Annotated in this window: 19 protein-coding genes and 1 tRNA gene; 6 read left to right on the plus strand and 14 right to left on the minus strand. The window is 63.4% G+C overall.

Annotation, left to right across the window (positions count from 1 at the left end; translation table 11 throughout):
• Positions 1–101: 101 nt before the first annotated feature.
• Positions 102–1541 (plus strand): pyruvate kinase, encoded by a 1440-nt coding sequence (gene pyk, locus AB5Y93_RS16945; protein ID WP_005324189.1) that lies wholly within the window; start codon positions 102–104, stop codon positions 1539–1541.
• 68 nt (positions 1542–1609) lie between these two features.
• On the opposite strand, the gene AB5Y93_RS16950 is transcribed toward pyk, so the two are convergent.
• From AB5Y93_RS16950 to AB5Y93_RS16965, 4 genes are all read right to left on the minus strand, one after another.
• A complete protein-coding gene (locus tag AB5Y93_RS16950) occupies positions 1610–2653 on the minus strand; it encodes an efflux RND transporter periplasmic adaptor subunit (protein WP_368229904.1) in 1044 nt (347 codons plus the stop codon).
• Between the two features lie 15 nt (positions 2654–2668).
• Positions 2669–5731 (minus strand): efflux RND transporter permease subunit, encoded by a 3063-nt coding sequence (locus AB5Y93_RS16955; protein WP_323933892.1) that lies wholly within the window; start codon positions 5729–5731, stop codon positions 2669–2671.
• 161 nt (positions 5732–5892) lie between these two features.
• A complete protein-coding gene (locus AB5Y93_RS16960) occupies positions 5893–8217 on the minus strand; it encodes an acyl-CoA dehydrogenase (RefSeq protein WP_325784816.1) in 2325 nt (774 codons plus the stop codon).
• A gap of 47 nt (positions 8218–8264) precedes the next feature.
• The gene (locus AB5Y93_RS16965) at positions 8265–8918 is read right to left on the minus strand and encodes a TetR/AcrR family transcriptional regulator (RefSeq protein ID WP_005324182.1); all 654 of its coding nucleotides are present in this window, start codon (positions 8916–8918) and stop codon (positions 8265–8267) included.
• A 469-nt stretch (positions 8919–9387) separates the two neighbouring features.
• On the opposite strand from AB5Y93_RS16965, the gene AB5Y93_RS16970 reads away from it, so the two are divergent.
• Both AB5Y93_RS16970 and AB5Y93_RS16975 read left to right on the plus strand, forming a co-directional pair.
• The gene (locus tag AB5Y93_RS16970; protein WP_005324180.1) at positions 9388–10128 is read left to right on the plus strand and encodes a phosphatase; all 741 of its coding nucleotides are present in this window, start codon (positions 9388–9390) and stop codon (positions 10126–10128) included.
• 87 nt (positions 10129–10215) lie between these two features.
• Positions 10216–10291 (plus strand) — tRNA-Thr (locus AB5Y93_RS16975).
• A gap of 240 nt (positions 10292–10531) precedes the next feature.
• Here the strand turns inward: AB5Y93_RS16975 and AB5Y93_RS16980 are convergent.
• The 4 genes from AB5Y93_RS16980 to AB5Y93_RS16995 all read right to left on the minus strand — a co-directional run bounded on the left by AB5Y93_RS16980 (position 10532) and on the right by AB5Y93_RS16995 (position 17610).
• Positions 10532–11527, minus strand: a complete 996-nt coding sequence (locus tag AB5Y93_RS16980; RefSeq protein ID WP_368229905.1) for a sulfate ABC transporter substrate-binding protein — start codon at positions 11525–11527, stop codon at positions 10532–10534.
• A gap of 329 nt (positions 11528–11856) precedes the next feature.
• The gene (locus AB5Y93_RS16985) at positions 11857–13269 is read right to left on the minus strand and encodes an efflux transporter outer membrane subunit (RefSeq protein ID WP_368229906.1); all 1413 of its coding nucleotides are present in this window, start codon (positions 13267–13269) and stop codon (positions 11857–11859) included.
• Entirely contained in the window at positions 13262–16411 is a 3150-nt protein-coding gene (locus AB5Y93_RS16990; RefSeq protein ID WP_041213203.1) for an efflux RND transporter permease subunit, read from the minus strand. Before AB5Y93_RS16990 ends, AB5Y93_RS16985 begins: the two co-directional genes overlap by 8 nt.
• A gap of 17 nt (positions 16412–16428) precedes the next feature.
• Positions 16429–17610, minus strand: coding sequence for an efflux RND transporter periplasmic adaptor subunit (locus AB5Y93_RS16995; protein ID WP_368229907.1), 1182 nt, complete (start codon positions 17608–17610; stop codon positions 16429–16431).
• Between the two features lie 154 nt (positions 17611–17764).
• On the opposite strand from AB5Y93_RS16995, the gene AB5Y93_RS17000 reads away from it, so the two are divergent.
• The 3 genes from AB5Y93_RS17000 (at position 17765) to AB5Y93_RS17010 (ending at position 20399) form a co-directional block, all read left to right on the plus strand.
• Positions 17765–18400, plus strand: coding sequence for a TetR family transcriptional regulator (locus tag AB5Y93_RS17000; RefSeq protein ID WP_045524073.1), 636 nt, complete (start codon positions 17765–17767; stop codon positions 18398–18400).
• A 91-nt stretch (positions 18401–18491) separates the two neighbouring features.
• Positions 18492–19055 carry a class I SAM-dependent methyltransferase gene (locus tag AB5Y93_RS17005; protein WP_368229908.1) on the plus strand — a complete coding sequence of 188 codons (564 nt, stop codon included), beginning with the start codon at positions 18492–18494 and terminating at the stop codon, positions 19053–19055.
• Positions 19056–19223: 168 nt separating this feature from the next.
• Positions 19224–20399, plus strand: coding sequence for a dicarboxylate/amino acid:cation symporter (locus AB5Y93_RS17010; protein ID WP_042014198.1), 1176 nt, complete (start codon positions 19224–19226; stop codon positions 20397–20399).
• A gap of 63 nt (positions 20400–20462) precedes the next feature.
• On the opposite strand, the gene tesB is transcribed toward AB5Y93_RS17010, so the two are convergent.
• From tesB to AB5Y93_RS17040, 6 genes are all read right to left on the minus strand, one after another.
• Positions 20463–21326, minus strand: coding sequence for an acyl-CoA thioesterase II (gene tesB, locus AB5Y93_RS17015; protein ID WP_103260450.1), 864 nt, complete (start codon positions 21324–21326; stop codon positions 20463–20465).
• A 250-nt stretch (positions 21327–21576) separates the two neighbouring features.
• Entirely contained in the window at positions 21577–22494 is a 918-nt protein-coding gene (gene rluB, locus AB5Y93_RS17020; protein WP_368229909.1) for a 23S rRNA pseudouridine(2605) synthase RluB, read from the minus strand.
• Positions 22487–23179, minus strand: a complete 693-nt coding sequence (scpB, locus tag AB5Y93_RS17025) for an SMC-Scp complex subunit ScpB (protein WP_041213209.1) — start codon at positions 23177–23179, stop codon at positions 22487–22489. The genes rluB and scpB overlap by 8 nt, the downstream gene beginning before the upstream one ends.
• A 41-nt stretch (positions 23180–23220) precedes the next feature.
• Complete coding sequence (locus AB5Y93_RS17030; RefSeq protein WP_010673703.1) at positions 23221–24102, minus strand: ScpA family protein; 882 nt, start codon at positions 24100–24102, stop codon at positions 23221–23223.
• The gene (locus tag AB5Y93_RS17035) at positions 24095–24715 is read right to left on the minus strand and encodes an L-threonylcarbamoyladenylate synthase (RefSeq protein WP_010673702.1); all 621 of its coding nucleotides are present in this window, start codon (positions 24713–24715) and stop codon (positions 24095–24097) included. The genes AB5Y93_RS17030 and AB5Y93_RS17035 overlap by 8 nt, the downstream gene beginning before the upstream one ends.
• A 125-nt stretch (positions 24716–24840) precedes the next feature.
• The gene (locus tag AB5Y93_RS17040; protein ID WP_010673701.1) at positions 24841–25722 is read right to left on the minus strand and encodes a PHP domain-containing protein; all 882 of its coding nucleotides are present in this window, start codon (positions 25720–25722) and stop codon (positions 24841–24843) included.
• Between the last annotated feature and the right edge of the window lie 52 nt (positions 25723–25774).

The raw sequence follows: 25774 nt of genomic DNA on the forward strand, positions 1-25774 counted from the left end.
CAATCAAACAAGGCCACCCAGATGGCCTGCCAGTTGGCGCCATGCCACATGCTTGACGGGGCAGTATTTCAAGTCATATCAACTTCACATTGGAGTCTTTCATGCCAAGACGTACAAAGATTGTTACCACACTCGGTCCGGCGACCGATCGCGACGGCATTCTTGAGGGGATCATTCGCGCCGGTGCCGACATGGTGCGGATGAACTTCTCCCACGGCACTCCTGAAGATCATATCCAGCGCGCCAACCAGGTGCGTGACATCGCCGCCAAGCTGGGCCGCCACGTGGCCATCATGGGCGATCTGCAAGGCCCCAAGATCCGCGTCTCCACCTTCAAGGATGGCAAGATCTACCTCGCCATCGGTGACAAGTTCATTCTCGACGCCGCCCTCGGCAAGGGCGAAGGCTGCCAGGAGCAGGTTGGCATCGACTACAAGAGCCTGCCGCAGGACGTGGTATCCGGTGACATCCTGCTGCTGGACGATGGCCGCGTGCAACTGAAGGTCGAGCAGGTCGAAGGCACCCGCATCCACACCACGGTGACCGTGGCCGGCCCTCTCTCCAACAACAAGGGCATCAACAAGAAGGGGGGCGGCCTCTCTGCCCCGGCCCTGACCGAGAAGGACAAGGAAGACATCAAGACCGCCGCCCGCATGAACGTGGACTACCTGGCGGTCTCCTTCCCCCGCAGCGGCGATGATTTGCGCTACGCCCGCGAACTGGCCCGCGAAGCCGGCTCCAACGCCAAGATCGTGGCCAAGGTCGAGCGCGCCGAGACCGTCGCCAGCGACGAGGCGATGGAAGACATCATCCTTGGCTCCGATGCCGTCATGGTGGCCCGTGGTGACCTGGGTGTCGAAATCGGCGACCCCGAACTGGTGGGTGTGCAGAAGAAGCTCATTCGCCACTCCCGCCGCCTGAATCGCGTGGTCATCACCGCGACCCAGATGATGGAGTCCATGATCAACGCACCGCTCCCGACCCGTGCCGAAGTCATGGACGTGGCCAACGCCGTGCTGGACGGTACCGATGCGGTGATGCTCTCCGCCGAGACCGCCGCCGGCCAGTTCCCCATCGAGACCGTGACCTCCATGGCCAGCGTCTGTGTGGGCGCCGAGAAGCACCCGAGCCTGAACGTATCCAACCACCGCATGAACTACACCTTCACCTCGGTGGAAGAGGCGGTGGCCATGTCCACCATGTATGCGGCCAACCACCTGGAAGGGGTCAAGGCGATCGTGGCGCTGACCGAGTCGGGCACCACCCCGCTGCTGATGTCCCGCATCAGCTCCGGCCTGCCCATCTTCGCCATGTCTCCTCACAACAAGACCCTGGCCTGGGCCAACCTCTACCGCGGCGTCACCCCCGTGCTGTTTGATGGCGACGAGACCAAGCCGGTCTACGAGGTGTGCCGCGACGCGCTGGACGTGCTCAAGGCCAAGGGACTGCTGCAAAGCGGCGACATGGTATTGCTCACCCACGGCGACAAGATGGAAACCGTCGGCAGCACCAACACCTGCAAGGTGATGATGGTCGAGTAATCGCCCCTCCTCCCTACAACAAAAACGGCTCCCGCGGGAGCCGTTTTTTTATGGGATCTGCCCCGGGTTCAACCGCGAAACAGCTCCACCTTGTCCCCATCCTGCAGGCTGCCGGCGCCGCGCACCACCACCTTGTCTCCCTGCTTGAGAGCGCCGCTCACCGCCACCTCCCGGCTGTCCCCAAAGAGCACGGTGACCGGCACCCGGTTCACCTTGAGCGCCTCGCCGCGCTGCTCCACCTGATAGACCACGCTCCCCTCGGTGCCGAGCACCAGGGCATCCCGAGGCAGCAGCATGGTGTGCTGCTCTCCCATCGGCAGCGCCACCCGCACTGGCGAGCCGATGATGAAGGTACCCGCTTCCGGCTTGAGGCGCAGCTCGATGAGCCGGGACTTGGGATCGGCGCTCGCCGCCCGCTGGTAATAGATGGCGTGGCTGCTGAGCTGCTCCCCTTCCACCCGCAACCGGGTCTGGGTAGCCAGTTGCCGGGCCCAGGCGATGGGCGCACGCAACCGGATGTCCGGCTGGTCCGGATTGACCAGCTCAAGCGCCTGTTCGCCCGCATCCACATGCTCCCCCGGCTGGATGAAGTGTTCATTCACCACTCCGTCAAACGGGGCAAAGATGCGGCTTCTGCGCAGCTGCTCCTCAATCTGGCGCACCTGCACCCGCGCCAGCTGCTCGGCCAGCTCAGCCTGCTCCACGTCATAACGCGCCTTGTCATACTGGCTCTGGGAGGCACTCTTTTGCTGGTGCAAACGATCCAGGCGCTGGAACTCGGCGCGAGCGTAACGCAGGTTGCTCCCCTCTCTGGCTTGTTCCGCCCTCGCCTGCTCCAGCGAAAGGCGCAGGGTCGCGCTGTCCAGGCGCAACAACTCATCCCCCGCCTTCACCCGGCTGCCAAACTCGGCTATCCACTCCACCCGACCGCTCACTTCGGCGCTGAGCGCCGCCTGCTGGCGGCTTGCCACCGTGCCGCTGACCCAGATGCTGGCCCCCGCCTCTCCCTGGGCCACCTCCGCCAGCGTCACCATCTTGCTTTGTGCAAGCGCAGGCAGCCCGCCAGCCAGCAGCAGAGCCCCCACCACTATCCTTGTGAAACCTTGTGTCATCGATGAGCTCCTTGCTCAGGCACGCTGCCGAAGGGCGTGCGGTATGTCGGTCTGCTCCCCCAACCGCAGGAAGGCGGGCAACAGGATCAGGGTGAAGAGGGTGCTGCAACTCATGCCGCCGACGATGACGGTGGCCAGCCCCCGGTAGATTTCGCTCCCCTCGCTCGGACTCAGCATCAGGGGCAGCATGCCGAAGATGCTGGTGAGGCTGGTCATGGCGATGGGACGCATCCGGCTTTGCAGAGCATCGGTGACTGCCGACTGCCGGCTCATCCCCTCCCGCTCGGCCATCCTGGTCTGGTGCACCAGCAGAATGGCGTTGTTGACCACCAACCCGAGCAGGATGACGAAGCCGATGATGGTGAGCAAGTCCATCGGCAGCGGCGCCACCAGACCGCTCAGGTGCAGCGCCAGCACGCCGCCTACGGTGGCGAGCGGCAAGGTGAGCAGCACCAGCACGGCATCCTTGAGGGAGGCGAAGACCCCCCACAGCAGAATGAGCAGTATCATCACGGCGAACAGGAAGATGCTGCCGAGGTTGCCGAGCGCCTGCTGCAGGCTGTCGGCATTGCCGGCGACCCGCAGCTCCCCCCCGGCCGGCAGCAATGGCCGGATGGCGGCAAAGCTCTTGTGCTGCAGGGTGTCGAGCACCTGCTCCATGCTCATTCCCGCCGGGGGCGATATCTGCAGGCTGATGCTGCGCCGCCCATCGGATCGGAAGATGCTCTCAGGCCCGAGTTGCGGCTCCACCCGCAGCAGTTCCCCAAGGGGAACGATGCGCCCGGACGGGGTAGCAAGCGGCACCGCCTTGAGCTCGTCCGGGTTGGCGGAGGCCTGCCCCATCAGCAGGATGTCGAGCCGCTCATCCCCGTCGAAATATTCGCCGACCCGCAGACCATCGCCAAAGGTCTGGATGATGGCGGGCATGGGGGAGCGATCCCAGCCCACCTCGGCCAGGCGCCTGTCCTGGGGCACCAGCCGAAGCTCGGGAGCGGTGAAATCGAGTCCGGGCTCTGGCCTGACCTGGGCGCCGGGCAAGTCCCGCTGCACTATGGTCATGCTCTCCCTGGCCGCCTGATAGAGTTCGGGCAGCCCACCCCCCTGGATCAGCAGGGAGATGCTGTTTTCACTGTCAAAACCGCCAAACAGGGACCCCTGACCGCCAAATACCCGGGTGTCGGGAATGCCCACCAGCAATTGCTTCATCAAGAGCTGCTCCAGCACCTTGATCTGGTTATCCTCCTTTGGTCGCACCCCGATCTGGGCACCACCCGGGTAGCGCAGGATGTAGTAGTTCTTGAGGACAGGCTCCTTCTCCCCTTTCATATAGGGGTCGAGGCGGGCAATCAGAGTATCGATCACCTCCTCCCGCTGGGCCTTGAGATTGACCCCGGGGGTGAAACTCATCCAGACGTCGATGGCGTCCCGCTTCACATCTGGCAGGTAGTTCATCTTGGGCAGCAGCAGCCAGCTCGCCAGCACAGGCCCCGTCATCATCAGGACGATGATGGCCCAGCGCCTGGGGGCGGTGGCAGTCCAACGGATCACATGGCGAGTGGCGCGGCACCACAGGCGCTCAAAGGGATCAATCAGCCGCTCGTGCCCCATCCAGCGCGCCGCCACCGCAGGCAACACCGTGACCGCCACCACCATGGAGACGGTCACCGCGCAGGCGATGGTGAGCGCAAGATCAGCAAACAACTGCCCTTCCACATCGTTGAGCAGGAGCACCGGCAGGAAGATGGCGACCGTGGTCAGGGTGGACGCCACCAGAGCGGTCCACACCCGGCGGGTGCCCTCCAGCGCCGCCTCTCCCTTGCTGATGTCACCCCGCTCATGGCGCCGGTAGATGCTCTCCAGCACCACGATGGCGGCGTCGAGCACCATGCCGACCGCAAACGCAATGCCCGCCAGGGAGATGATATTGAGGGTCCGCCCCATCACCTTGAGCAGGCAGAAGGTGAGCATGATGCTGATGGGAATGGCGATCGCGATCATCAGGGTCGCCTTGAGCTGGCGCAGAAAGACCCAGAGGATGGCGCAGGAGAGCAGCACCCCGAGCCCCAGGTTGGCGGTCACCATGCTCACCGCCCGGTTGATGTAGAGAGAAGCGTCAAACGACTGCTCCATGTGCAGGCCGACCGGCTCCAGCACCTCCCGGTTGAGCTCCCCGACCTTGGCCTTGATCCCCTCGAGCGCCGCCAGGGCATTGGCGCCGCTCTCCTTGAAGATCTGCGCCGCGATGGCGGTGTTGCCGTTCTGGATGCGCAGCACCGGGTTCTCCTCCCGGGCCACTCTGATCTCGGCAACGTCCCGCAGATAGATGGGCAGCCCGTCACGCCAGTCCACCACCTTGTCCCCCAGGGCCGCCACGTCATAGCGACCGGCAAAGCGCAGCTTGTACTCCCAGCGTCCGATGTCGAGGGTGCCGGCCGACACATCCCAGCCCGTCGTTGCCCGGCTGGCGAGCACCGGGATCTCCACCCCCAGCTCAGCGGCGCGGTAAGGGTCGAAACGGATCTGGATCTGGCGCTCGTTGATCCCCTCGATGTCGACCGTGGACACCCCGGGGATCCGCTCCAGCTCGGGCTTGACCCGCGCCTCGATCAGCGCCTGGTGATCGTCTATCTCCCCCTTGGCGCCGGGCAGTTGCTGGATGAAGAAGAAGGTCAGGGTGTCGTTGCTGCTGTAGTTGTTGACGTAAGGGCCACCGATGTTGTCCGGCAGCCCCGAGACCCGGTTCAGGCGGGAGATGACGTCAAGCTGGGCCCGCTGCATGTCGGTGCCGAGGGCAAACTCCATGTCGATTTCGGTGAAGCCGGGGTAGCTGTTGCTGCTGAGGCTCTTGAGCCCCTGTACCCCCTGCATCTCCTGCTCGATGGGATCGGTTATCTCCGACTCCATCTCCTGGGGCGAGGCCGAGCGCCAGTCCACCGTGATGTTGAGGTGAGGACGGTCTATGTCGGGAAACAGCTGGACGGGCAGTCCCCGGATGCTGAGCAGGCCCAGCAAAAAAATCAGCACGACCGAGACCGCCACCCAGATGGGGCGTTCGATCGCCGTTTTGGCGAGGTTCATTCACTCTTCCTGAGTTGTTGTTATCGGCCATTCCGATGGCCTTGCTTCCTGCCCCAAGGGTGGGGGCCATTGCATTAAACTGGAATTAATCGACCTTGTAAATGCCTGGTTAAACAACAAAAAACCGGCCACTAGGGCCGGTTGTCGGTTTACGCTCGGGGTCAGGCTGCATGCTCGACCGGGTTCGGTTGAGACAATCCTTCCAGCTCGCCAGGAGCGAAGTTGTCCACCTGGATAGCCTCGTAGCGCAGGGCATCGGCGGCCAGCAGCTTGTCCGCCTCCTCCTTGCCGAGGATGGACTGGGACAGGGCCGCAGCCACCAGCTCAGGCAGCGCCAGCTTGCGGGGCAGTCTGCCCTCTTTCTGGGCCTGCACCAGCTTCTTCTCGATGGGCTGCACCGAGACCATGGCCTGGAAGGCACGCTCCATCAGCCCCACCGGATCCGCCTCGTCCTTGCCCACATAGCAGAGTGCGGTCAGACGATCCCGGAACTCGCCCGGCGTCATCATGGCCAGACAGATGGCATGGCAACGATCGTCCGCCGGCATCTTGTAACCGACGCCGAACGGGAACACCACCCGCTTGAGTACGGCACCCACCACCTTGTTCGGGAAGTTCTGGAAGAAGCCCTCGAACGCCTTGCCAATCAGGTAGAGGTTGCGCTCCACCGCGTACTGCACGAACGGCAGGTCAGAGACCATGCGGCCCTGATCCTCGTAATGCTTGAGGGTGGCGGAGGCCAGGTAGAGGTGACTCAGCACGTCACCCAGACGGGCGGAGATCATCTCCTTGCGCTTGAGATCCCCGCCCAGCATCAGCATGGAGACGTCGGCGCACAGCGCCAGCCCTTTACTCATGCGAGAGAGCTGCTTGTAGTAGCGGGCGGTTTCACCAGCCACCGGCGCGCTGTTGAACTGGCCCAGGGTCAGCCCCTGGAACAGGGAACCAAAGAAGTTGCCGGCGCCAAAGGCGATGTGCTTCATCAGCAGGGCGTCAAACTTCTCGAGACCGCGCTCCACGTCGGTATCGGCCGCCGCTTCCAGCTCGGCAAACACGTACGGGTGACAGCGGGTAGCCCCCTGCCCGAAGATCATCAGGTTGCGGGTCAGGATGTTGGCCCCTTCCACCGTGATGGCGACCGGAATACCCATGTAGGCGTAGCCGGTGTAGTTTTTCGGGCCCAGCTGGATGGCGCGACCGGCGTGGATGTCCATGGAGTCATCCATGATCTGGCGCGCCATCTCGGTCATGTGGTACTTGGAAATCGCGGTGACGATGGCCGGAGCCTGACCCAAGTCCAGGGAACCTGCGGTCATGCGACGAGCGCCTTCGAGCTGATAGGTGAGGCCGCCAATGCGGGCCAGCGCTTCCTGCACCCCTTCAAACTTGCCGATGGACATGCCGAACTGCTTGCGCACGTAGGAGTAGGCGCCCACGGTGCGGCTCGCCATGTGTCCACAGGCGGTGCCCAGAGCAGGCAGCGAGATGCCGCGACCGGCGGAGAGGCACTCCACCAGCATGCGCCAGCCGCGGCCGGCGTAATCCGGGCCACCGATGATCCAGTCGAGCGGAATGAACACATCCTTGCCGAAGGTCGGGCCATTCAGGAACGCCAACCCCATGGGGTAGTGGCGATCGCCGACGCGCACGCCAGGGTGACTGGTCGGGATCAGCGCACAGGTGATGCCGATCTCTTCCTTGTCACCCAGCAGTTTTTCCGGGTCATAGAGCTTGAACGCCAGCCCCAGCACGGTGGCACGCGGCGCCAGGGTGATGTAGCGCTTGTTCCAGTTCAGACGAATGCCCAGCACCTCTTCACCCTTGTGCATCCCCTTGCAGACGATCCCCTTGTCCGGGATGGCGCCCGCATCGGAGCCCGCTTCCGGCCCGGTCAGGGCGAAGCAGGGTACCTCCTTGCCGTTGGCCAGCCCCGGCAGCCAGAAATCTTTCTGGGCCTGGGTGCCGTAATGCATCAGCAACTCGCCCGGGCCGAGGGAGTTGGGCACCATGACGGTGACCGCGACGCTCAGGCTCTTGGTGGCGATACGGGTGACGATGGTGGAGTTGGCAATCGCCGAGAACTCGCGGCCGCCGTAGGATTTCGGGATGATCAGGGAGAAGAAGCCTTCTTTCTTCAGATAGTCCCACACCGGCTCCGGCAGGTCCTTGGTCTCGTTGACGATCTTGAAGTCGTCCACCATGGCGAGCAGGGTTTCGACCTGGTTGTCGATAAAGGCCTGCTCTTCTGCACTCAGCTCGGCCTTGCCGTAGCCGTGCAGTTTCTTCCAGTCCGGGTTGCCGCGAAACAGCTCCCCGTCCCACCAGACGGAGCCGGCCTCCATGGCCTCCCGCTCGGTGGCCGACAGGGGCGGCAGTATCTTCTTGAAGATGCCGAACACGGGGCGGGTCACCACCTTTTTACGGATGGCGGGGACACCGAGCACCACGGCTATCGCCAGCACCAGCAGGACAAGCAATGTGATCATACCGAAGTTCCTTCTATTTCACTGTTTCCGTTGATTATTGTTAGGTGTTACACGGCCAGGGAGAGCCTGGTCGACTCCACGGGCGCCCCGACACCGGACGCCAGATAAGGAATGACGTTGCGCACCAGCCCTTCCACATCGAGCTGCTGACCAAAATCGGCCTGGGCGATGTCACGCAGGGCATCCGCAGAGGCCATGGTGAAGACGACGGTGCCCAGGGTGAAGTGCAGGCGCCAGAAGAGATCCGCTGGCGACAAATCCGGATTGGCCTTGGAGATGGCCTGGGTGATCCCGTGCAGGGTCGCCCCATAATGGGTGGTAATAAAGCGGCGCAGGTGGCCCTGACTGTCGATATAGCCGCGCCCCAGCAACTGCATGAAGAGCGCCGGACCATTCGCCCTGACGGCCGACAGTTTCATCAGAGGTTCGACAAAGCTCTCGAACACCTGCAACAGGGTCAGCTGATCCTGCGCCATCAACGTCTGTAACCGCCCGTCCAGTGCCGGCATGAAGAGGCTCAGATAACGGTCGAGCACCGCCTGGATAAGCTCCTTCTTGGAGCCGAAGTGATAATTGACCGAAGCCAGGTTCACATCGGCCTCGCTGGTGATCAGACGCAACGAGGTATCGGCGAACCCCCGCTCGGCAAACAGCACCTCGGCGGCATCGAGAATACGGTTCTTGGTATCGATTTTACTCACTGGACACCTCACTTAAACGAATGTTTAAAAAGTACGTTTCACGCCCATCCATGTCAAGAGAATGTGAACAAGTGTTGGCTAAATGTTTTTAATCAAAAAAGAGGGAAGATGGCGGGAACTTCGCGGCGAGACGGCACTCTATATCTATGCCACTGCAATTAAACATTAAGTCTCGCCCAACCTGCGTCATGCTAGTTGGGCATTTTTTTGCCCTGCCGTCACCCGATGCGCTGAAAGAGAACCAAAAAAAAACCGTCGCAGGGGCGACGGCGGGGAAAACGGGTCTGACCATCCAGTGTCGACCCATCGATGGGTGTTCAGGCTTGCATCGATGTCGCCATCCTCGCAGTGAAACGTCATCAGACTTTGTCAGCACAGACCCAAATTGTGACAAAGTATGGCAACCAGCCACATGGCCCAGCTTCGCCAATCTTGCTATGCTGTCGCCTCATGCCAGAGGGGAGAGAAGATGAAGTATACGGTCGATACCCACACGCACACCGTCGCCAGCACCCACGCCTACAGCACCATTCACGATTACCTGCCCATCGCCAAAGCCAAGGGAATCAAGCTGTTCGCCACAACGGACCATGGCCCGGACATGGCAGATGCCCCGCATTACTGGCATTTCGTCAATCTGCACGTGTTGCCCAGGGTTGTGGACGGGGTCGGTATCCTGCGCGGCATCGAAGCCAACATCAAGAACATCGACGGTGAAATAGACTTCCCCGAGCGCTACGAGTCCCGGCTCGACATGATCATGGCGGGCTTTCACGAACCGGTGTTTCCCCCCTGCGATCAGGCGACCCACACCCAGGCCATGATCAACGCCATTCGAAGCGGCCGGGTCGACATGATTAGCCACCCCGGCAATCCCGCCTTCCCCATCGATATTCAGGCGGTGGTCAAGGCAGCGGCAGAGTATCGAGTGGCGCTGGAGGTCAACAACTCCTCGTTCAGTCACTCCCGTGCAGGCAGCGAAAGCAACTGCCGCGCCATCGTCGAGGCGGCGCGCGATCTGGGTGCCTACCTCACTTTCGGCTCCGACTCCCACGTGGCATTCAGCCTCGGCGACTTTGATCACTGCCATCGGCTGGTCACCGAAGCCAACTTCCCACATGAGCGGATCCTGGCCCGCTCCCCCCGCGCCCTGCTCGATTTTCTCGAGAGCCGCGGCCGCGCTCACATCCCGGAGTTCGTTGACCTCTGATATGCCTTAACATCATGAGCCAACTCATAAAATCGAGTTGGCTCAATTGACTTGTCCGGCTTTTTTCACGACTCTGAACATCAAACCGCCGGTATAGCTCAGTTGGTAGAGCAGCGCATTCGTAATGCGAAGGTCGTAGGTTCGACTCCTATTACCGGCACCAGACAGACGAAGGGTTGGCCTCAGTGCGAGGCCAACCCTTCGTGCTTTTTGTCCCGGGTCTCTGACCAAGACGCCGGTGTGACTGCACCAGAACCCCCTCCCCCTCCAGGACACCGCCATCCGCGACGGTCCTGTTCATCTTTCAGAGCCTGACGCGCCAACCTGGCCCCACCATCAGAGAGGGCAGCCAGGCAGCCACGCCCCGGCTGCACCTGGGCGAGCATCGTTATCCCGGGGCACCTCAGCGCTGGGCATAGATCTGGTCGAACACCCCGCTCTCCTTGAAGTGAGTACGCTGGATCACAGGCCACGCGCCGAAGGTCTTCACAACGTCGAGGAAGGTGGCGTTCGGGAAACGGTCTGCAAACTCGGCGAGGATCGCCGGGTTGCGCGGGCGTAGATAGTTGCTGGCAGCAATGCGCTGGCCTTCGTCAGACCAGAGATAGGCCAGATAGGCTTCGGCCTCCTTGCGGGTACCCTGCTTGTCGACCACCTTGTCCACCACTGACACCGGCAGTTCGGCCACGGCAGTGACGCTCGGATAGACCACCTCGAAGCTGCCACGACCGAACTCCCGGGCAATCATCTCGGCTTCGTTTTCGAACGTGACCAGCACGTCCCCTATGCGGTTCTGGATGAAGGTGGTGGTGGCGGCGCGGCCGCCGGTGTCGAGCACGGGAACCTGCTTGAACAGCTTGCCGACAAATGCCCTGGCCGCATCTTCATCGCCCCCCTGCTCCAGCACATACCCCCAGGCAGACAGATAGGTGTAGCGGCCGTTCCCCGAGGTCTTGGGGTTGGGCACGATGACCTGTACCCCCTCCTTGAGCAGATCAGGCCAATCCTTCAACCCCTTGGGGTTGCCCTTTCGCACGATGAACACGGTGGCCGAGGTGAAGGGGGCGCTGTGATCCGGCAGGCGATCCGCCCACCCCTTGGGCACCAGGCCCCCATGCTCGGCGAGGGCGTTGATGTCGGTGGCCATGTTCATGGTGATGACATCGGCGGGCAGGCCGTCGATGACGGCGCGCGCCTGCTTGCTCGATCCGCCGTGGGACATGTTGATCTGCAGTGGCTCCCCGCCTTCGGCCTGCCAGTGCTTCAGGAAGGCTCCGTTGTACTCCTTGTAAAAATCGCGCATCACGTCATAGGAGGCGTTGAGCAGGGTGGTCGCCTGGGCCAGCGGGGCGAGAGCCAGTCCTGCAACAAGCAGGGTGGCGGGCACGAGTCGTTTCATTTCACATCCTTGGAATGAGGGGCGAGTGACTGACTATAAGAGCCGACCATTTATTCTTTGAAAGAATAATTACGACACAGCTTATGCGATAAATGGCATCTCCTGGGTCCGGCGCAACGGATGACGGCGATGAGGTGGTCACCTCCAGGCGGGCCATGATGGCTGCCGAGGACGGCGCCCATGAGCCTGGGGCTCCTCCTGCCCGCTCCCTGCCCCGGGCAGGGAGCGCCATTGTCACCAGCCTCAATTTGGCTTCTCGACATGACAGATAAAAAACGGGGCGAACCTAGTGGTTCGCCCCTGATGCTTTTTACGTCAACCCCGAGGGGTCAACCCTGTTTGTCTGATGCCGGCTCTGCGTCCTTCGGCGCCTGCCAGCCGCCACCGACGGCCTTGTAGAGGGCGACCTGGTTACTCAGCTGGGCGAGCCGGGTGCTGATGAGCCCCTGCTTGGCGCTGAACAGGGAGCGCTGGGCATCGAGGCGGGTCAGGTAGCTGTCCACCCCTTGCTCGTAACGCACCTCAGCCAGCCTGAAGTAGGTCTGGTTGGCATCCACCAGCGCCTGTTGCGCCTGCAACTGCTGCGCGTAGTCAGCCTGGGCACCGAGGGTGTCCGCGACCTCCTTGAAGGCGGTCTGGATGCTCTTCTCGTAGCTGGCCACCGCCTGCCTGGTCCCCACCTCGGCCACGTCCAGATCCGCAACGCGCTTGCCGCCGTCGAAGATGGGCAGATTGACCTGGGGCATGAAGGTCCAGGTGCCGGTGCCGCCGTCAAACAGACCGCTCAACTGGTTGCTGGCGGTGCCAGCCGTCGCGGTGAGCGAGATGGTCGGGAAGAAGGCGGCACGGGCCGCTCCGATATTGGCGTTGGCCGCCTTCAGGTTGTGCTCCGCCGCCAGGATGTCCGGGCGTTGCTGCAACAGGCTGGAGGGAGCCCCCACCGGGATCGGCGCCAGTTTCACCTCGGCCAGGGTGGCCGGTTGTGCCGCCAGCACCGGGATATCGGTGCCAAGCAGTAGGGCCAGACCGTTTCTGTCCTGCTTCACCAGACGCTGGTATTGCGCCTGGCTGACCTTGGCGTTTTCCAGTGCCGTGCGCCCCTGGGCCAGCTCCATCTCGGAGGCGGCGCCCAGGCGGTATTTGTGCTCGGTCAGGGCATAACTCTCCTGCTCGGTGGCGAGGGTCGCCTGGCTAAGGGCCAGCAACTCCTGATCCGCCAGCAGGGTGAAGTAGGCATTGGCCACCGAGGCCACCAGCGCAATCTGGGTGCTGCGCTGGGTCTCGATTTCCGCCAGATAGGTCTCAAGGGCCTGATCTTTCAGGCTCTGGATCCGGCCAAACAGATCCAGCTCATAGGCGGTGATGCCGATGTTTGCGCCGTACTGGCTGCTGATGGTGCCCTGCCCCGTACTACTGAGATCATCGGATCCCTGCTGGCGGGTACCGCTGCCACTGGCGGCCAGGGTCGGCAACTGGGCCGCCCGCTGGATACGGTATTTCGCCTCGTAGGCCTCGACGTTGAGGGCTGCCAGGCGCAGATCCCGGTTGCTCTCAAGGGCGGTGCCGATCAGCGTCTGAAGGGCCGGGTCCTGGAACTGCTGGCGCCAGGGGGCAAGTTCCCCGGCGGCCAGGTCAGCTTGCCAGGAGGCGCCTTGGGGCAGCTCGGGGCGCTGGTAGTCGGGGGCCATGGAGCAGCCCCCCAGCATCAGGGTCACGCCCAGGGCGATCAGGGTCTTAGTCATGGTTGATCTCCTTGGTGTGGACACTCTCTTCCCCGGCATGCTTGCGTTCGGTGAAATAGCGCATCACCAGCACGAAGAAGAGCGGCACGAAGAAGATGGCGAGCACGGTGGCACTGATCATCCCCCCCATCACGCCGGTCCCGATGGCGTTTCGGCTGCTGGCGCCCGCCCCGGTGCTGATCACCAGGGGCAGTACCCCCAGGATGAAGGCGAGCGAGGTCATCAGGATGGGGCGCAGGCGCTGACGCGAGGCCTCCACCACCGCATCCCCGAGCCTCATCCCCTTGTCGTGCAGCTCCTTGGCGAACTCGACGATGAGGATGGCGTTCTTGGCCGACAGCCCGATCGTGGTGAGCAGGCCCACCTGGAAGTAGACGTCATTCTCAAGCCCGCGCAGGGTCGCGGCCAAAATGGCCCCCAGCACCCCGAGCGGCACCACCAGCATGACCGAGAAGGGAATGCTCCAGCTCTCGTAGAGGGCCGCCAGACAGAGGAAGACCACCAGGAGCGAGATGGCGTACAGGGCCGGCGCCTGGGAGCCTGCCTGACGCTCCTGGAAGGAGAGGCCGGTCCACTCGATACCGATCCCTTCCGGCAACTGTTTCACCATCTCCTCGATGGCCGCCATGGCATCACCCGTACTCTTGCCCGGGGCCGCCTCACCGACGATCTCCATGGCGGAGACACCGTTGTAGCGCTCAAGACGGGGCGAGCCGAAGCTCCACTCCGTGCTGGCAAAGGCGGAGAAGGGCACCATCTGGCCCGCGCTGTTGCGCACGTACCACAGCTTCAGATCTTCCGGGTTCATCCGGAAAGGGGCATCCGCCTGCAGATAGACCTTCTTGACCCGGCCTCTGTCGACGAAGTCGTTCACATAGGAGGAGCCCCAGGCAGCCGACAGGGTGTTGTTGATGTCGGTGATGGAGAGCCCCTGGGCCAGCGCCTTCTCGTAATCGATCTTGATGTCGAGCTGGGGCGTGTCTTCCATCCCGTTCGGGCGTACCCGCACCAGGTTGGGATCCTGCGCCGCCATGCCGAGCAGCTGGTTGCGCGCCTGCATCAGCTTCTCATGACCCAGACCGCCACGGTCCTGCAGGAAGAAGTCGAAGCCGGTGGCCGTGCCGAGTTCCGGAATGGGGGGCAGGTTGAAGGCGAAGACCTGGGCTTCCTTGATGCTGAACAGGAACCCCATGGCGCGGCCGATGATGGCATTGGCGCTGCGCTCTTCTCCCTTGCGCTCACTCCAGTCCTTGAGCTTGATGAAGGCCATGCCGCTGTTCTGACCGCTACCGGCGAAACTGAAGCCCGCCACCGTCAGCACGGAGTCCACGTTCTCCTTCTCGTTCTCGAGGAAGTAGTCGCGCATCTCCCCGAGCACCACCTCGGTCCGCTCCTTGGTCGCCCCCACCGGGAGCTGCACCATGGACATGATGACCCCCTGATCCTCTTCCGGCAGGAAGGAGGTGGGCATGCGCATGAAGAGCACCGCCAGCACCGCCAGCATGGCCAGATAGATGATGCCGTAGCGGGTGCCCTGCTTGATCACCTTGCGCACGCCGTTCTGGTAACGGTTGGCGTTGGTGTCGAAGAAGCGGTTGAACCAGCCGAAGAAGCCGCGCTGGGCGCCGAATTCACCGTGCTTCATGGGTTTGAGCAGGGTGGCACACAGGGCCGGGGTCAGGATCAGGGCCACCAGCACCGAGAGCACCATGGCCGAGACGATGGTGAGGGAGAACTGGCGATAGATGGCACCGGTAGAGCCACCGAAGAAGGCCATGGGCACGAACACCGCCGACAGCACCAGGGCGATGCCCACCAGGGCGCCGGTGATCTGGGTCATGGACTTGCGGGTCGCCTCGAGGGGAGAGAGATCCTCCTCGCTCATCAGACGCTCCACGTTCTCCACCACCACGATGGCGTCATCCACCAAGAGGCCGATGGCGAGCACCAGACCGAACATGGTCAGGGTGTTGATGGAGAAGCCGAAGGCCGCCATCACCCCGAAGGTGCCGAGCAGGACCACGGGCACCGCGATGGTCGGAATCAGGGTCGCCCGGAAGTTCTGCAAGAACAGATACATGACGCAGAACACCAGGAAGATCGCCTCGATCAGGGTCTGCACCACCTCCTCGATGGAGATCTTCACGAACGGCGTGGTGTCGTAGGGATAGACGATCTCCATGTTGGCCGGGAAGTACTCGGAGAGTTCACCCAGCTTGGTCCGCACGTGCTCGGCGGTGTCCAGTGCGTTGGCACCGGTCGCCAGCTTGATGGCGACGGCGGCGGTGGCCTGGCCGTTGTAGAGCGCGGTCGCGTCGTAGTTTTCACCGGCAAGCTCGACCCGGGCCACGTCCTTGAGCTGGACCTTGGAGCCGTCCTGGTTCACCCGCAGCAGGATGTTGTTGAACTCCTCCACGGTGGAGAGCCGGGTCTGGCCCATGATGGTGGCGGTAAATTGCTGATCGCTCACCGCAGGGGTCCCCCCCAGCTTGCCGAAGGCAACCTGGGCGTTCTGGGCCTTGATGGCGGCCTGAATGTCGGCCGGGGTCATCTGCACCCGGTTGAGCTTGTGGGGATCGAGCCAGACGCGCATGGAGTACTGGCTGCCGAACAATGTGATGTCACCGACCCCGTCCAGACGGCTCAGGGGCTCCTTGATGTTGGCTACCACATAGTCCGCCAGGTCATCGTTGGTCATGGCGCCATCGGTGGAGATGAAGGCGGCCACCATCAGGAAGCTGCTGGAGGTCTTCTGGACCCGCACGCCCTGTTGCTGCACCTCTTGGGGCAGGAGCGACATGGCCTGTTGCAGCTTGTTTTGCACCTGCACCTGGGCGATGTCGGGATCCGTACCCGGCTTGAAGGTGAGGGTCACGCTGACGTTCCCTGACGAGTCGGATTGCGCCGACATGTAGAGCAGGTGATCCAGCCCGGTCATGTTCTGCTCGATGATCTGGGTCACCGAGTCTTCCACCGTCTTGGCGGAGGCCCCCGGGTAGCTGGCGGAGATGCCAACCGCCGGCGGGGCGATGGTCGGGTACTGGGCCACCGGCAGGCCGATGATGGCCATGGCCCCGGCCAGCATGATCACCAGGGCGATCACCCAGGCGAAAATGGGTCTATCTATGAAAAAACGTGCCATGAGGCGACTACTCCATCCTACTGCTTGGTTGCCGGGGTCTGTTGTGCGCTGTTGCCGGCACGTTCAGTGGGCGCCACCACGACCCCGGGTTTGACTTTCTGCAGACCGGCGACGATCACTTTCTCGCCAGCCTTGAGACCGGACTCCACCACCCAGCTGTCGCCGGACATGCGGCCGACCTGCACTTCACGCAGTTCCACCTTGTTGTCCGCCGTCACCACCATGACGGTGGCACCGCCCTTGGGGGTACGGGTCACGGCAGTCTGGGGCACCAGCAGGCCTTGCGGGCGCTCGCCCTCCTGCAAGGTGGCGCGCATGAACATGCCGGGCAGCAGCAGTTGATCCGGGTTGGGCACGATCACCCGCAGGGTCACCATGCCGGTCGCCTCGTCCACGGTCACGTCGGAGAACTGGAGGGCCCCTTTCTCGCCATACTGGCTGCCATCTTCCAGCTGGAAGCTGACACCGGCCCCGTCCTTCTCCCCCTGGGTCAGCTTGCCCTCGGCCACCAGGCGCTTGAGGCGCAGCAGGTCGGCGGTGGACTGGCGCACGTCCACGTACATGGGGTCGAGCTGGGAGATGGAGGTGAGGCTGTCCGCCTGCTGGGCGGTGACCAGGGCACCCTCGGTCACCGCCGATTTGCCGATGCGGCCGCTGATGGGGGCCGTGATGCGGGTGTAGGCCAGGTTGATGTTGGCGGTCTGCAATGCGGCCTTGGCGGCCCCGATCTCGGCCAGCTGCTGTTTCCAGGCCGCGTCGGCGTCGTCATACTCCTGGCTGCTGATGGCTTTCACCTTCACCAGCTCGGCGTAGCGCTGGGCCTTGAGACGGGCGCTGCGCTCGTTGGCCTCGGTCTTGGCGAGGTTGGCCTTGGCGGAAGCCACTTGGGCCTGATAGACGGCGGGATCAATCTGATAGAGCAGCTGACCGGCCTTGACGTCGCTCCCCTCGGTGAACAGGCGCTTGAGGATGATGCCGTTCACCTGGGGACGCACCTCGGCCACCCGCAGGGGGGCGGTGCGGCCGGTGAGCTCGGACAACAGTTGCAGGGGGGCCGTATGGAGGGTGACCACGTCCACGGCGGCGGGAGGCATCTCCCCCATGGCCTGCTGGGCCCCGTCCTTGTCACCACAGCCAGCCAGCAGGCCGCTTGCCAGCAAGGCAAGGCCGACCGAACGTGCGAGAATATGTTTATGCATCAAGTCTCTGAACCTCAGTTTCAATCAAAAAGAAGTGACAAAACCACAGGGTTTATAAGGCCCCTGTTGGTAAAACGGCGAAGATGAGGCAATATACATACATTCATGAATGTATGTAAGAAACTTTTTTCACTTTTAAACAGGACCGGAGTCAATGGCCAGACGCACCAAAGAAGAGGCGCAGCAAACCCGCTGCAACATCATGAGCACGGCCCTGGATCTCTTCTGCCAACAGGGGCTGGCACGCACCAGCCTGACCGATATCGCCAAGGCGACGGACCTCACCCGGGGCGCCATCTACTGGCACTTCAAGAATAAAGAAGAGCTGTTCGTCACCCTGTGGGAGGAGCTGTGTGCCCCCCTCTCCCACCAGCTCGATGCCTGCGTCGACGAGGCGGAGCCGGATCCCCTGGGCAAGCTGCGCAGCTTTCTCAAGGAGGTGATGCTCAAGATCAGCACCGAGCCCGCCCACCAGCAGATGTTCACCATCATGTTCAATCTGGAATCCATGGAGGGAGAGGCCGCCGTCATGCGCGAGCACATGCACCTGCAATCCATGAATTTCTTCCGGGATCTGGAGATCACCCTGGCCAATGCCGTGCACCGCGGCCAACTGCCCGAGGGGCTGGATCTGCGCCGCGCCGCCACCCTGCTCCACTGCACTCTGGACGGCTACATCATCAACTGGCTGCACTTCCCGGATCGCATCGATCTGATTGAGGAGTCGGACTTTCTCCTCGATACCCTGTTCACCCTCATCGCGAGCCCCACCCTTCGCCGCCACCCCTGAGTCTGCAAGACGCGCCGCCCCCGCCAATGCTCAACTGCCGGGGGCAAACCTGCTAGAGTAACGCCCCCCCACCACGATGAGCCCGACACCCTTGCCACACGCCCCCGCGCCGGCGCACGACGCCGCCCCTCGCCCCGCCCTCGTGGCAGGCGCCCATGCCCTCTTCCTGGCCCTGCTGGGCAGCGGCCGTCATCTGCTGGAGGCCGGTTGCGGGGCAGGAGAGGATCTGCGCCTCTTTCGCCAGCAAGGCCTCACCGTGACCGCCTTCGATGCGAGCCGGGCGCAGGCCGCTGCCGCCTCGCGCCTGTGCGGTCAGCCGGTGCGAGTCTGCCGCGTCGAGCAGATGCAAAGCGTCGTTCCCTATGACGGCATCTGGGCCAGCGGCTCCCTCCCCTGTCTGCCCGAGCACGAGATAGCCCCGGCGCTCGGTCATCTGGCCACCCTGCTCAAGGCCGGGGGCCCCCTCTACGCCTCCTTCCCCCACGGGAAGGGCGAACCGCTGCCACGGTCGGGGGAATATCCCCTGCAGACCCGGCTCGACGAGGCGAGGCTGCGACGCCTGCTCGCTCCCCTCCCCTTCACCCTGCACCATGGCTGGGTGGGGGAAGATGAAGTGAACGGCCCCTGGCTGCACGCCTTGCTGGTACGGCGCTGATCCGCGAAAGCCCCCGGGGACAGTGACACCTCACGGCATTCAGCCCATTAACAATATTTAACCCTGGGTTAACCACCATAAAGCAGACAAGATGCGGTGTTTGTGTTAAAAAGCGGCATTAAAATCAAAATTAAATAACAAATCAGACACCAACACCTGGATTCCCCCATGAAACTCGTTCTCAATCTGGTTGCCGGTATCCTCGCCGGCCTGCTGCTCGGTCTCTATGCCCCCGAATGGGTCGCCCGCGTGCTGTTCACCGCCAAGACGGTGATAGGCCAGCTCATCACCTTCACCATCCCGCTCATCATCCTCTTCTTCATCATGAGCGGCATCGCCAGCCTGCCGAAGAACTCCGGCAAGCTGCTGGGCAAGACGGTGGGGCTCTCCTACTGCTCCACCATACTGGCGGGCCTGTTCGCCTTCACCGTGGCAAGCCACCTGATCCCGCACCTGACCACGGCCGCCGAGCCCACCGCCGAGGCTGCCACCAAGCTCGCTTCCTACATCAACCTCGAGATCCCGCCCCTATTCGGGGTGATGTCGGCCCTGGCCGCCGCCTTCGTGTTCGGCATCGGCATCAGCGCCACCCAGGCCACCGACCTGCGCCGGGTCGCCGATCAGGGCCGTGACATCATCGACCGCCTGCTGGCACGCGTGATCATTCCCCTGCTCCCCTTCTACATCGCCGGCGTCTTCGTCGAGATGACGGTGGAAGGCACCGTCTTCGCCACCCTCAAGACCTTCGGAGTGGTGCTGGTGATGGCCATCGTCATGCACTGGATCTGGCTCTGCGTCCTGTTCGTCGGCACCGGCCTCGCCCAAGGGCGCTCCCCCGTCATGCTCATCAAGAACATGCTGCCCGCCTACTTCACCGCCCTTGGCACCATGTCCAGCGCCGCCACCATTCCGGTGGCCCTGCAAGCCAGCAAGCGCAACGGCGTGAGCGACGGCATCGCCAACTTCACCGTGCCCCTGTGCGCCACCATCCACCTGTGCGGCTCCACCATCACCCTGGTGACCTGCGCCACGGCGGTGATGTTCCTCTCCGAACACCTGGCCATTCCGGGCTACGGCACCATGGTGCCCTTCATCATGATGCTGGGCGTCATCATGATTGCCGCGCCGGGCGCACCGGGTGGCGGTGTCATGTCCGCGCTCGGCCTGCTCACTTCCATGCTCGGCTTCGGTGAGGCCTCCATCGCCCTGATGATCGCCCTCTACCTGGCTCAGGACAGCTTCGGCACCGCCTGCAACGTCACCGGTGACGGCGTCATCGCCCTGTGGGCCGACCGCTTCGCCCGGGGCGAGCCAGCACTCAGCACCGAGCAGGACGCAGCCTGATAGCGCAGGCAATAAAAAACGGGAGCCATCGGCTCCCGTTTTTTATTGGCGCAAGGGGGCGTCTCAGCCCCGGCGGCGGATCACCCCTTCCTGCATGGTGCTCGCCACCAATACCCCATCCCGGGTGAAGAACTGGCCGCGCACCAGACCCCGACCGCCGCTGGCGCTCGGGCTGTCCACCACGTAGAGCAGCCAGTCGTCCAGCCGGAACTCCCGGTGGAACCACATGGAGTGATCGATGGTGGCCACCTGCATGTCCGGCTCCCAGTAGGAGACCCCGTGGGGCTGCAGGGCGGCGAACAGGAAGTGGAAGTCGGAGGCATAGGCCAGCAGGTAGTTGTGGACCCGCTGATCGTCCGGCACCGGGCCATTGGCCTTGAACCAGGTGTAGCGAAGGGGCTCGTGGACATCCGGGCGAATGGGGTCCACCAGGGTCACGGGGCGAATTTCGATGGGCTTCTCGCACAGGATCTTGTCCCGCAGGGCCGCCGGGATCATCTGCTCGTAGGGACGCACCAGCTCCAGCTCGCTCTTGAGCTGCTCCGGGGGCGTGATGCCGGCCGGCATCTTCGTCTGATGCTCGAAGCCCTCCGCCTCCACCTGGAAGGAGGCGTTGAGGTAGAAGATGGGCTTGCCATTCTGGATGGCCTTGACCCGGCGGGTGGAGACGGTCTGGCCGTCGCGGATGTTCTCCACGTCGTAGACGATGGGCTTGTTGGCATCCCCGGGGCGCAGGAAGTAGGAGTGGAAACTGTGGACCTGGCGGTCGCTTGCCACTGTCTGCTTGGCGGCTGACAAGGCCTGCCCCATCACCTGTCCGCCAAACACGGATCGCAACCCGAGATCCTGGCTCTGGCCCCGAAACAGGCCCTCCTCGATCTTTTCGAGCGCCAGCAACGCCAGCAGCTCATCCAGTACCTTGCTCATTGGTTTCTCCTGTCTTTGTGCGCGAAAGGCTAACAAGCACGTCCCGGCAGGGCAACAGCTCCCTCGGCAGGGTCGAAAAAAGAAAGAGAAATTGATGAAAACAAAAATGCATTAGTAAAAGGAATGAAAAAGCCCCCTGCGCCGCCCTCTTTGTCGTACCAGGCCGGGAACATGTCCGGAACACAAAAAAGCCCGCACCTTGGGGTGCGGGCTTGTGGCGTCTCCGGGGCGAGCGGCCCGTGGTGGCGGCTTACTTGCTGCCGGAGTTGCGGGTCGAGGCTTGCGGCTTGCGACGGGCGGTGGTGCTGCGAGCGCGCGGCTCCTTGCCCTGCATCTCCTTGTGGCGCTTGACGGCGCGACGGATCTGGGCGGCCTGCTTGTGGCGGGTGCTCTTGCCATCCTGCTGCAAATCGACCTTGGATTCGGTCTCGTTGGGCAGATTCACCAGGCCGCGCAGGTAGTTCACCTCGGGGAGTTTCAGCTCCTGCCAGCCGCCGCGGGGGATGCCGCGATCCAGCTTGACGTCGCCGTAGCGGATACGCATCAGGCGGCTCACCTGCACTTCCTGGGATTCCCACAGGCGGCGCACTTCCCGGTTGCGGCCCTCGGTCAGGGTGACGTTGAACCACTGGTTCAGCCCTTCACCGCCAGCCGGCTTGATCTTGTTGAACTTGGCCATGCCGTCTTCCAGCTGCACGCCCTTGCGCAGGCGCTGCAGCATGGCTTCGGTGATCTCGCCAAAGACCCGCACCGCGTATTCCCGCTCCACTTCGTGGCTCGGGTGCATCAGGCGGTTCGCCAGCTCACCGTCGGTGGTGAACAGCAAGAGGCCTGAGGTGTTGACGTCGAGGCGGCCGACCGCTATCCAGCGGGCGCCATCCATCTTGGGCAGACGATCAAACACGGTGGGACGTCCTTCCGGATCGTGACGGGTGCACATCTCCCCTTCGGGCTTGTGGTAGGCCAGCACGCGGCAGATCACTTCCTCTGCGGCGCGGGTCTTGACCTGGTGGCCATCCACCCGGATCACGGCGTTCACTTCGACGCGATCCCCCAGCGTGGCGACCTTGCCATCCACGCTGACCCGACCTGCGGTGATCAGGGCCTCCATCTCACGACGGGAGCCTTGACCCGCGCGGGCCAATACTTTTTGCAGTTTTTCACTCATCGGGTTTACCTGATTGTTGATCGCTGCCCGCCGACATCGCGGACAACCTTGGCTCTTGTGGGAAGGCCCCGTTGGTCTCCCCACCATGTTCATGCTCAGCACGGCCTGCCAGAGGCTGACCGTCACCGCCCTCGCCCGGCATGAGCGACAAGGGGGCCTGCAGCTCGGGATCCAGCTCGGGGAGCTGCTCCAGACTCTGCAGGTTGAAATAGTCCAGAAATTCACGGGTGGTGGCGAGCAGCTCGGGGCGACCCGCCACCTCCTTGTGGCCGATGCTGCGCACCCAGCCACGCTCCTTGAGGGTGTTGACGATCTGGCTCGACACCGCCACCCCGCGGATGGCTTCTATCTCCGCCCGGGTGATGGGTTGACGATAGGCAATCAGCGTCAGCGTCTCCATCACGGCGCGGGAATAACGGGGAGCTCGCTCGCTCCACAGGCGCGACAGCTCCTCGGCATACTCCTGGCGGGCCTGGAAACGCCAGCCGGAGGCCACCTCTTTGAGCTCGACCCCCCGCTCGCTGTAATCCTGTCTGAGCTCTGCCAGCAGCAGCTGGACATAGCGGCCGGTGACCGGGTAGTCCGAGAGCACGCTGCCCTTGATTTCGCTCACCGTGAGGGGACGCCCCGCCACGAAGATCGCCGCCTCGATCAGGGTCTTCAATCGTTCAGCAGGCAGCGCCACGGTGGACCTCCCGGGTCCACGCCCCTGGCGCCGCCCCTCGCTCAGTGTAGATGCTCATGCTCCTCCCCCTTCCCCTGACTCGCCAGGGCAAAATGGATGGGGCCCAGGGGCTCCGCCTGCAAGATCCAGATCAATTGCTCCTTGCACAGCTCCAGCAGGGCCAGGAAGGTCACCAGCACCCCCATGCGCCCCTCCTCGGCTCGCAGCACCTGCTCCAGGCGCAGGGTCTGGCCCAGGGAGAGCATGGCGAGGATCTCCGCCATCCGTACCCGGGTCGGGATCTGCTCGCGGCGGATCTGGTGATGTTCAAAATGAGTCGCGCGTTTTACCACACTTTGCATGTAAAGGGCGAGTTCAACCAGAGAAACATCGGGCGCCAATGGCTTCAAGGCACCAAAATCCGGCGCCATGGCGGCGGCGACGAAGATCTCCCGCTCCACCCTCGGCAGGGCATTGACCCGCTCCGCCCCCAGCTTGTAGCGCTCGTACTCCTGCAGGCGACGAATGAGGGTGACGCGAGGGTCTTCTCCCTCCTCCTCGTCTTCCAGCTCCGGGGCCTTGGGCAGCAGCAGGCGGGACTTTATCTCCGCGAGCCAGGCCGCCATCAGCAGGTATTCCGCCGCCAGCTCGAGGTTGAGACCCTGCATCAGATCCACGTACTCCATGTACTGGGCGGTGATCTGCAGGATGGGCAGGTTGAGGATATCGAGCTGCTGGCGCCGGATGAGGTAGAGCAAGAGATCCAGCGGCCCCTCGAAGGTGTCGAGAAACACCTCCAGCGCATCGGGGGGGATGAACAAGTCCTGGGGCAGCTCATGGTAGGGCTGCCCCAGCACGGTGGCGATGGGCGGGGGAAGGGAAGCCTCCCCCGTCGTGCCCGCGGGGGTTGTCAGCGCGGGCACGGGGTCGGCAAGATCACTCAAACGGCGTCGGATCCCCGGCACCGCGGCGACGCAGCACGGGCTCGTCGTCGGAGAAGTCCACCACAGTGGTGGGCTGCTCGCCCAGATACCCGCCGTTGACCACCAGATCCAGCTGCTTGCCGAGCTTGTCGGCAATCTCCTCGGGGTCGAACTCCGCCATCTCGGAGCCCGGCAGGATCAGAGTGGTGGAGAGCAGCGGCTCACCGAGGGCCTCGAGCAAGGCCAGCGCGATGTTGTTGGCCGGGACCCGGATGCCGATGGTCTTCTTCTTCTCGTTCATGAGGCGACGCGGCACCTCCTTGGTGGCCTTGAAGATGAAGGTGTAGGGTCCGGGGGTGTTGTTCTTGACCAGCCGGAAGGCGGTGTTGTCCACCTTGGCATAGGTGGAGATCTCCGAGAGATCCCGGCACACCAGGGTGAAGTCGTGGTTCGGCTCGATGCGACGGATGCGGCAGATGCGCTCCAGGGCATCCTTGTTGCCCATCTGGCAGCCCAGGGCGTAGCCGGAGTCGGTGGGATAGACGATGACGCCGCCGTTTTGCAGGATCTGCACCGCCTGGCTGATGAGGCGAACCTGGGGATTGTCGGGATGTACGTAAAAATGCTGACTCATATGCTCTTCTCGCGATAGGGGGCACGCTCGTTGCCCGCTTCATGGTCAAGGGCCCCTTGGCCCATGACACTACCTTAACCTGTTTGACGCAGACTCGCCTGCATCAAAGATGCCGGCCCGGGGGGTCAGCGGCTGGCCAGCAGGCCCGCATGCTCCTCGGGGGTGAGCCCGAAATGACCGGGGTGACCGAGCCACAGCGGCATCCCCTCCTTGGGGAGCCAGAGGTGGCGGCCAAGCTCGGTCCAGTTGGAGGGGAAGTGAAAATCGGACCCCACCGAAATATAGAGATCGTGCTCCCTGGCCCACTGGCCGAGATTCGCCCGCTCCTGTGGGCTCTGCTGGGGCAGGGAGACCTCCATGGCATCCCCCCCGACGGACTTGAAGGCCACCAGCAGCCGCTTGATCCACTTGGCGGTGAGATTGTAGCGGCTCGGGTGGGCCAGCACCGCCAGCCCGCCTGCGGCGTGGATGGCCTCGATGGCCTCCCCCATCCCAGGCCACTCGGCGGGCACATAGCCCTTGTTGCCCCGGCTCAGGTACTTCTTGAACACCTTCTGCATATTGTCGGCCACCCCGCGCGCCACCAGCACCCGGGCAAAGTGGGCCCGGGTCACGGCGGCGTCACCGGCAAGCTGCTTGGCCTCTTCATAGGTGCCCGGGATGAGGCACTTCTCCAGACGACGCCCGATCTCCTCGGCGCGCGCCTCCCGGCGGGCTCGCTGCCCTGCCAGAAAGGCGAGCAACTGGGGATTTTTCTCGTCCACCCCGAGGGCCACGATGTGGATCTCGTGATGCTCCCACCCGGTGGAGATCTCCACCCCGCTCACCAGGCGCAGTGGCAACTGGTCGGCCGAGATGGTCTGGCGCACCTCCTCAAGCCCGTCGAGGGTATCGTGGTCAGTGACCGCTAACACCTCTACCCCTTTTTCGGCGGCGCGGCGCACCAGGTCGGCGGGGCTCAGCACCCCGTCCGAGGCGGTGGTGTGGCAATGAAGATCGAATCTCATCGGCGTGTTTCGCTCTTGTTTGGGACCTGCCTGGAAAAGGCCGGCAAAAAAG

This window comes from Aeromonas sp. R10-1, assembly GCF_040908465.1.
GTDB lineage: Bacteria > Pseudomonadota > Gammaproteobacteria > Enterobacterales > Aeromonadaceae > Aeromonas > Aeromonas caviae.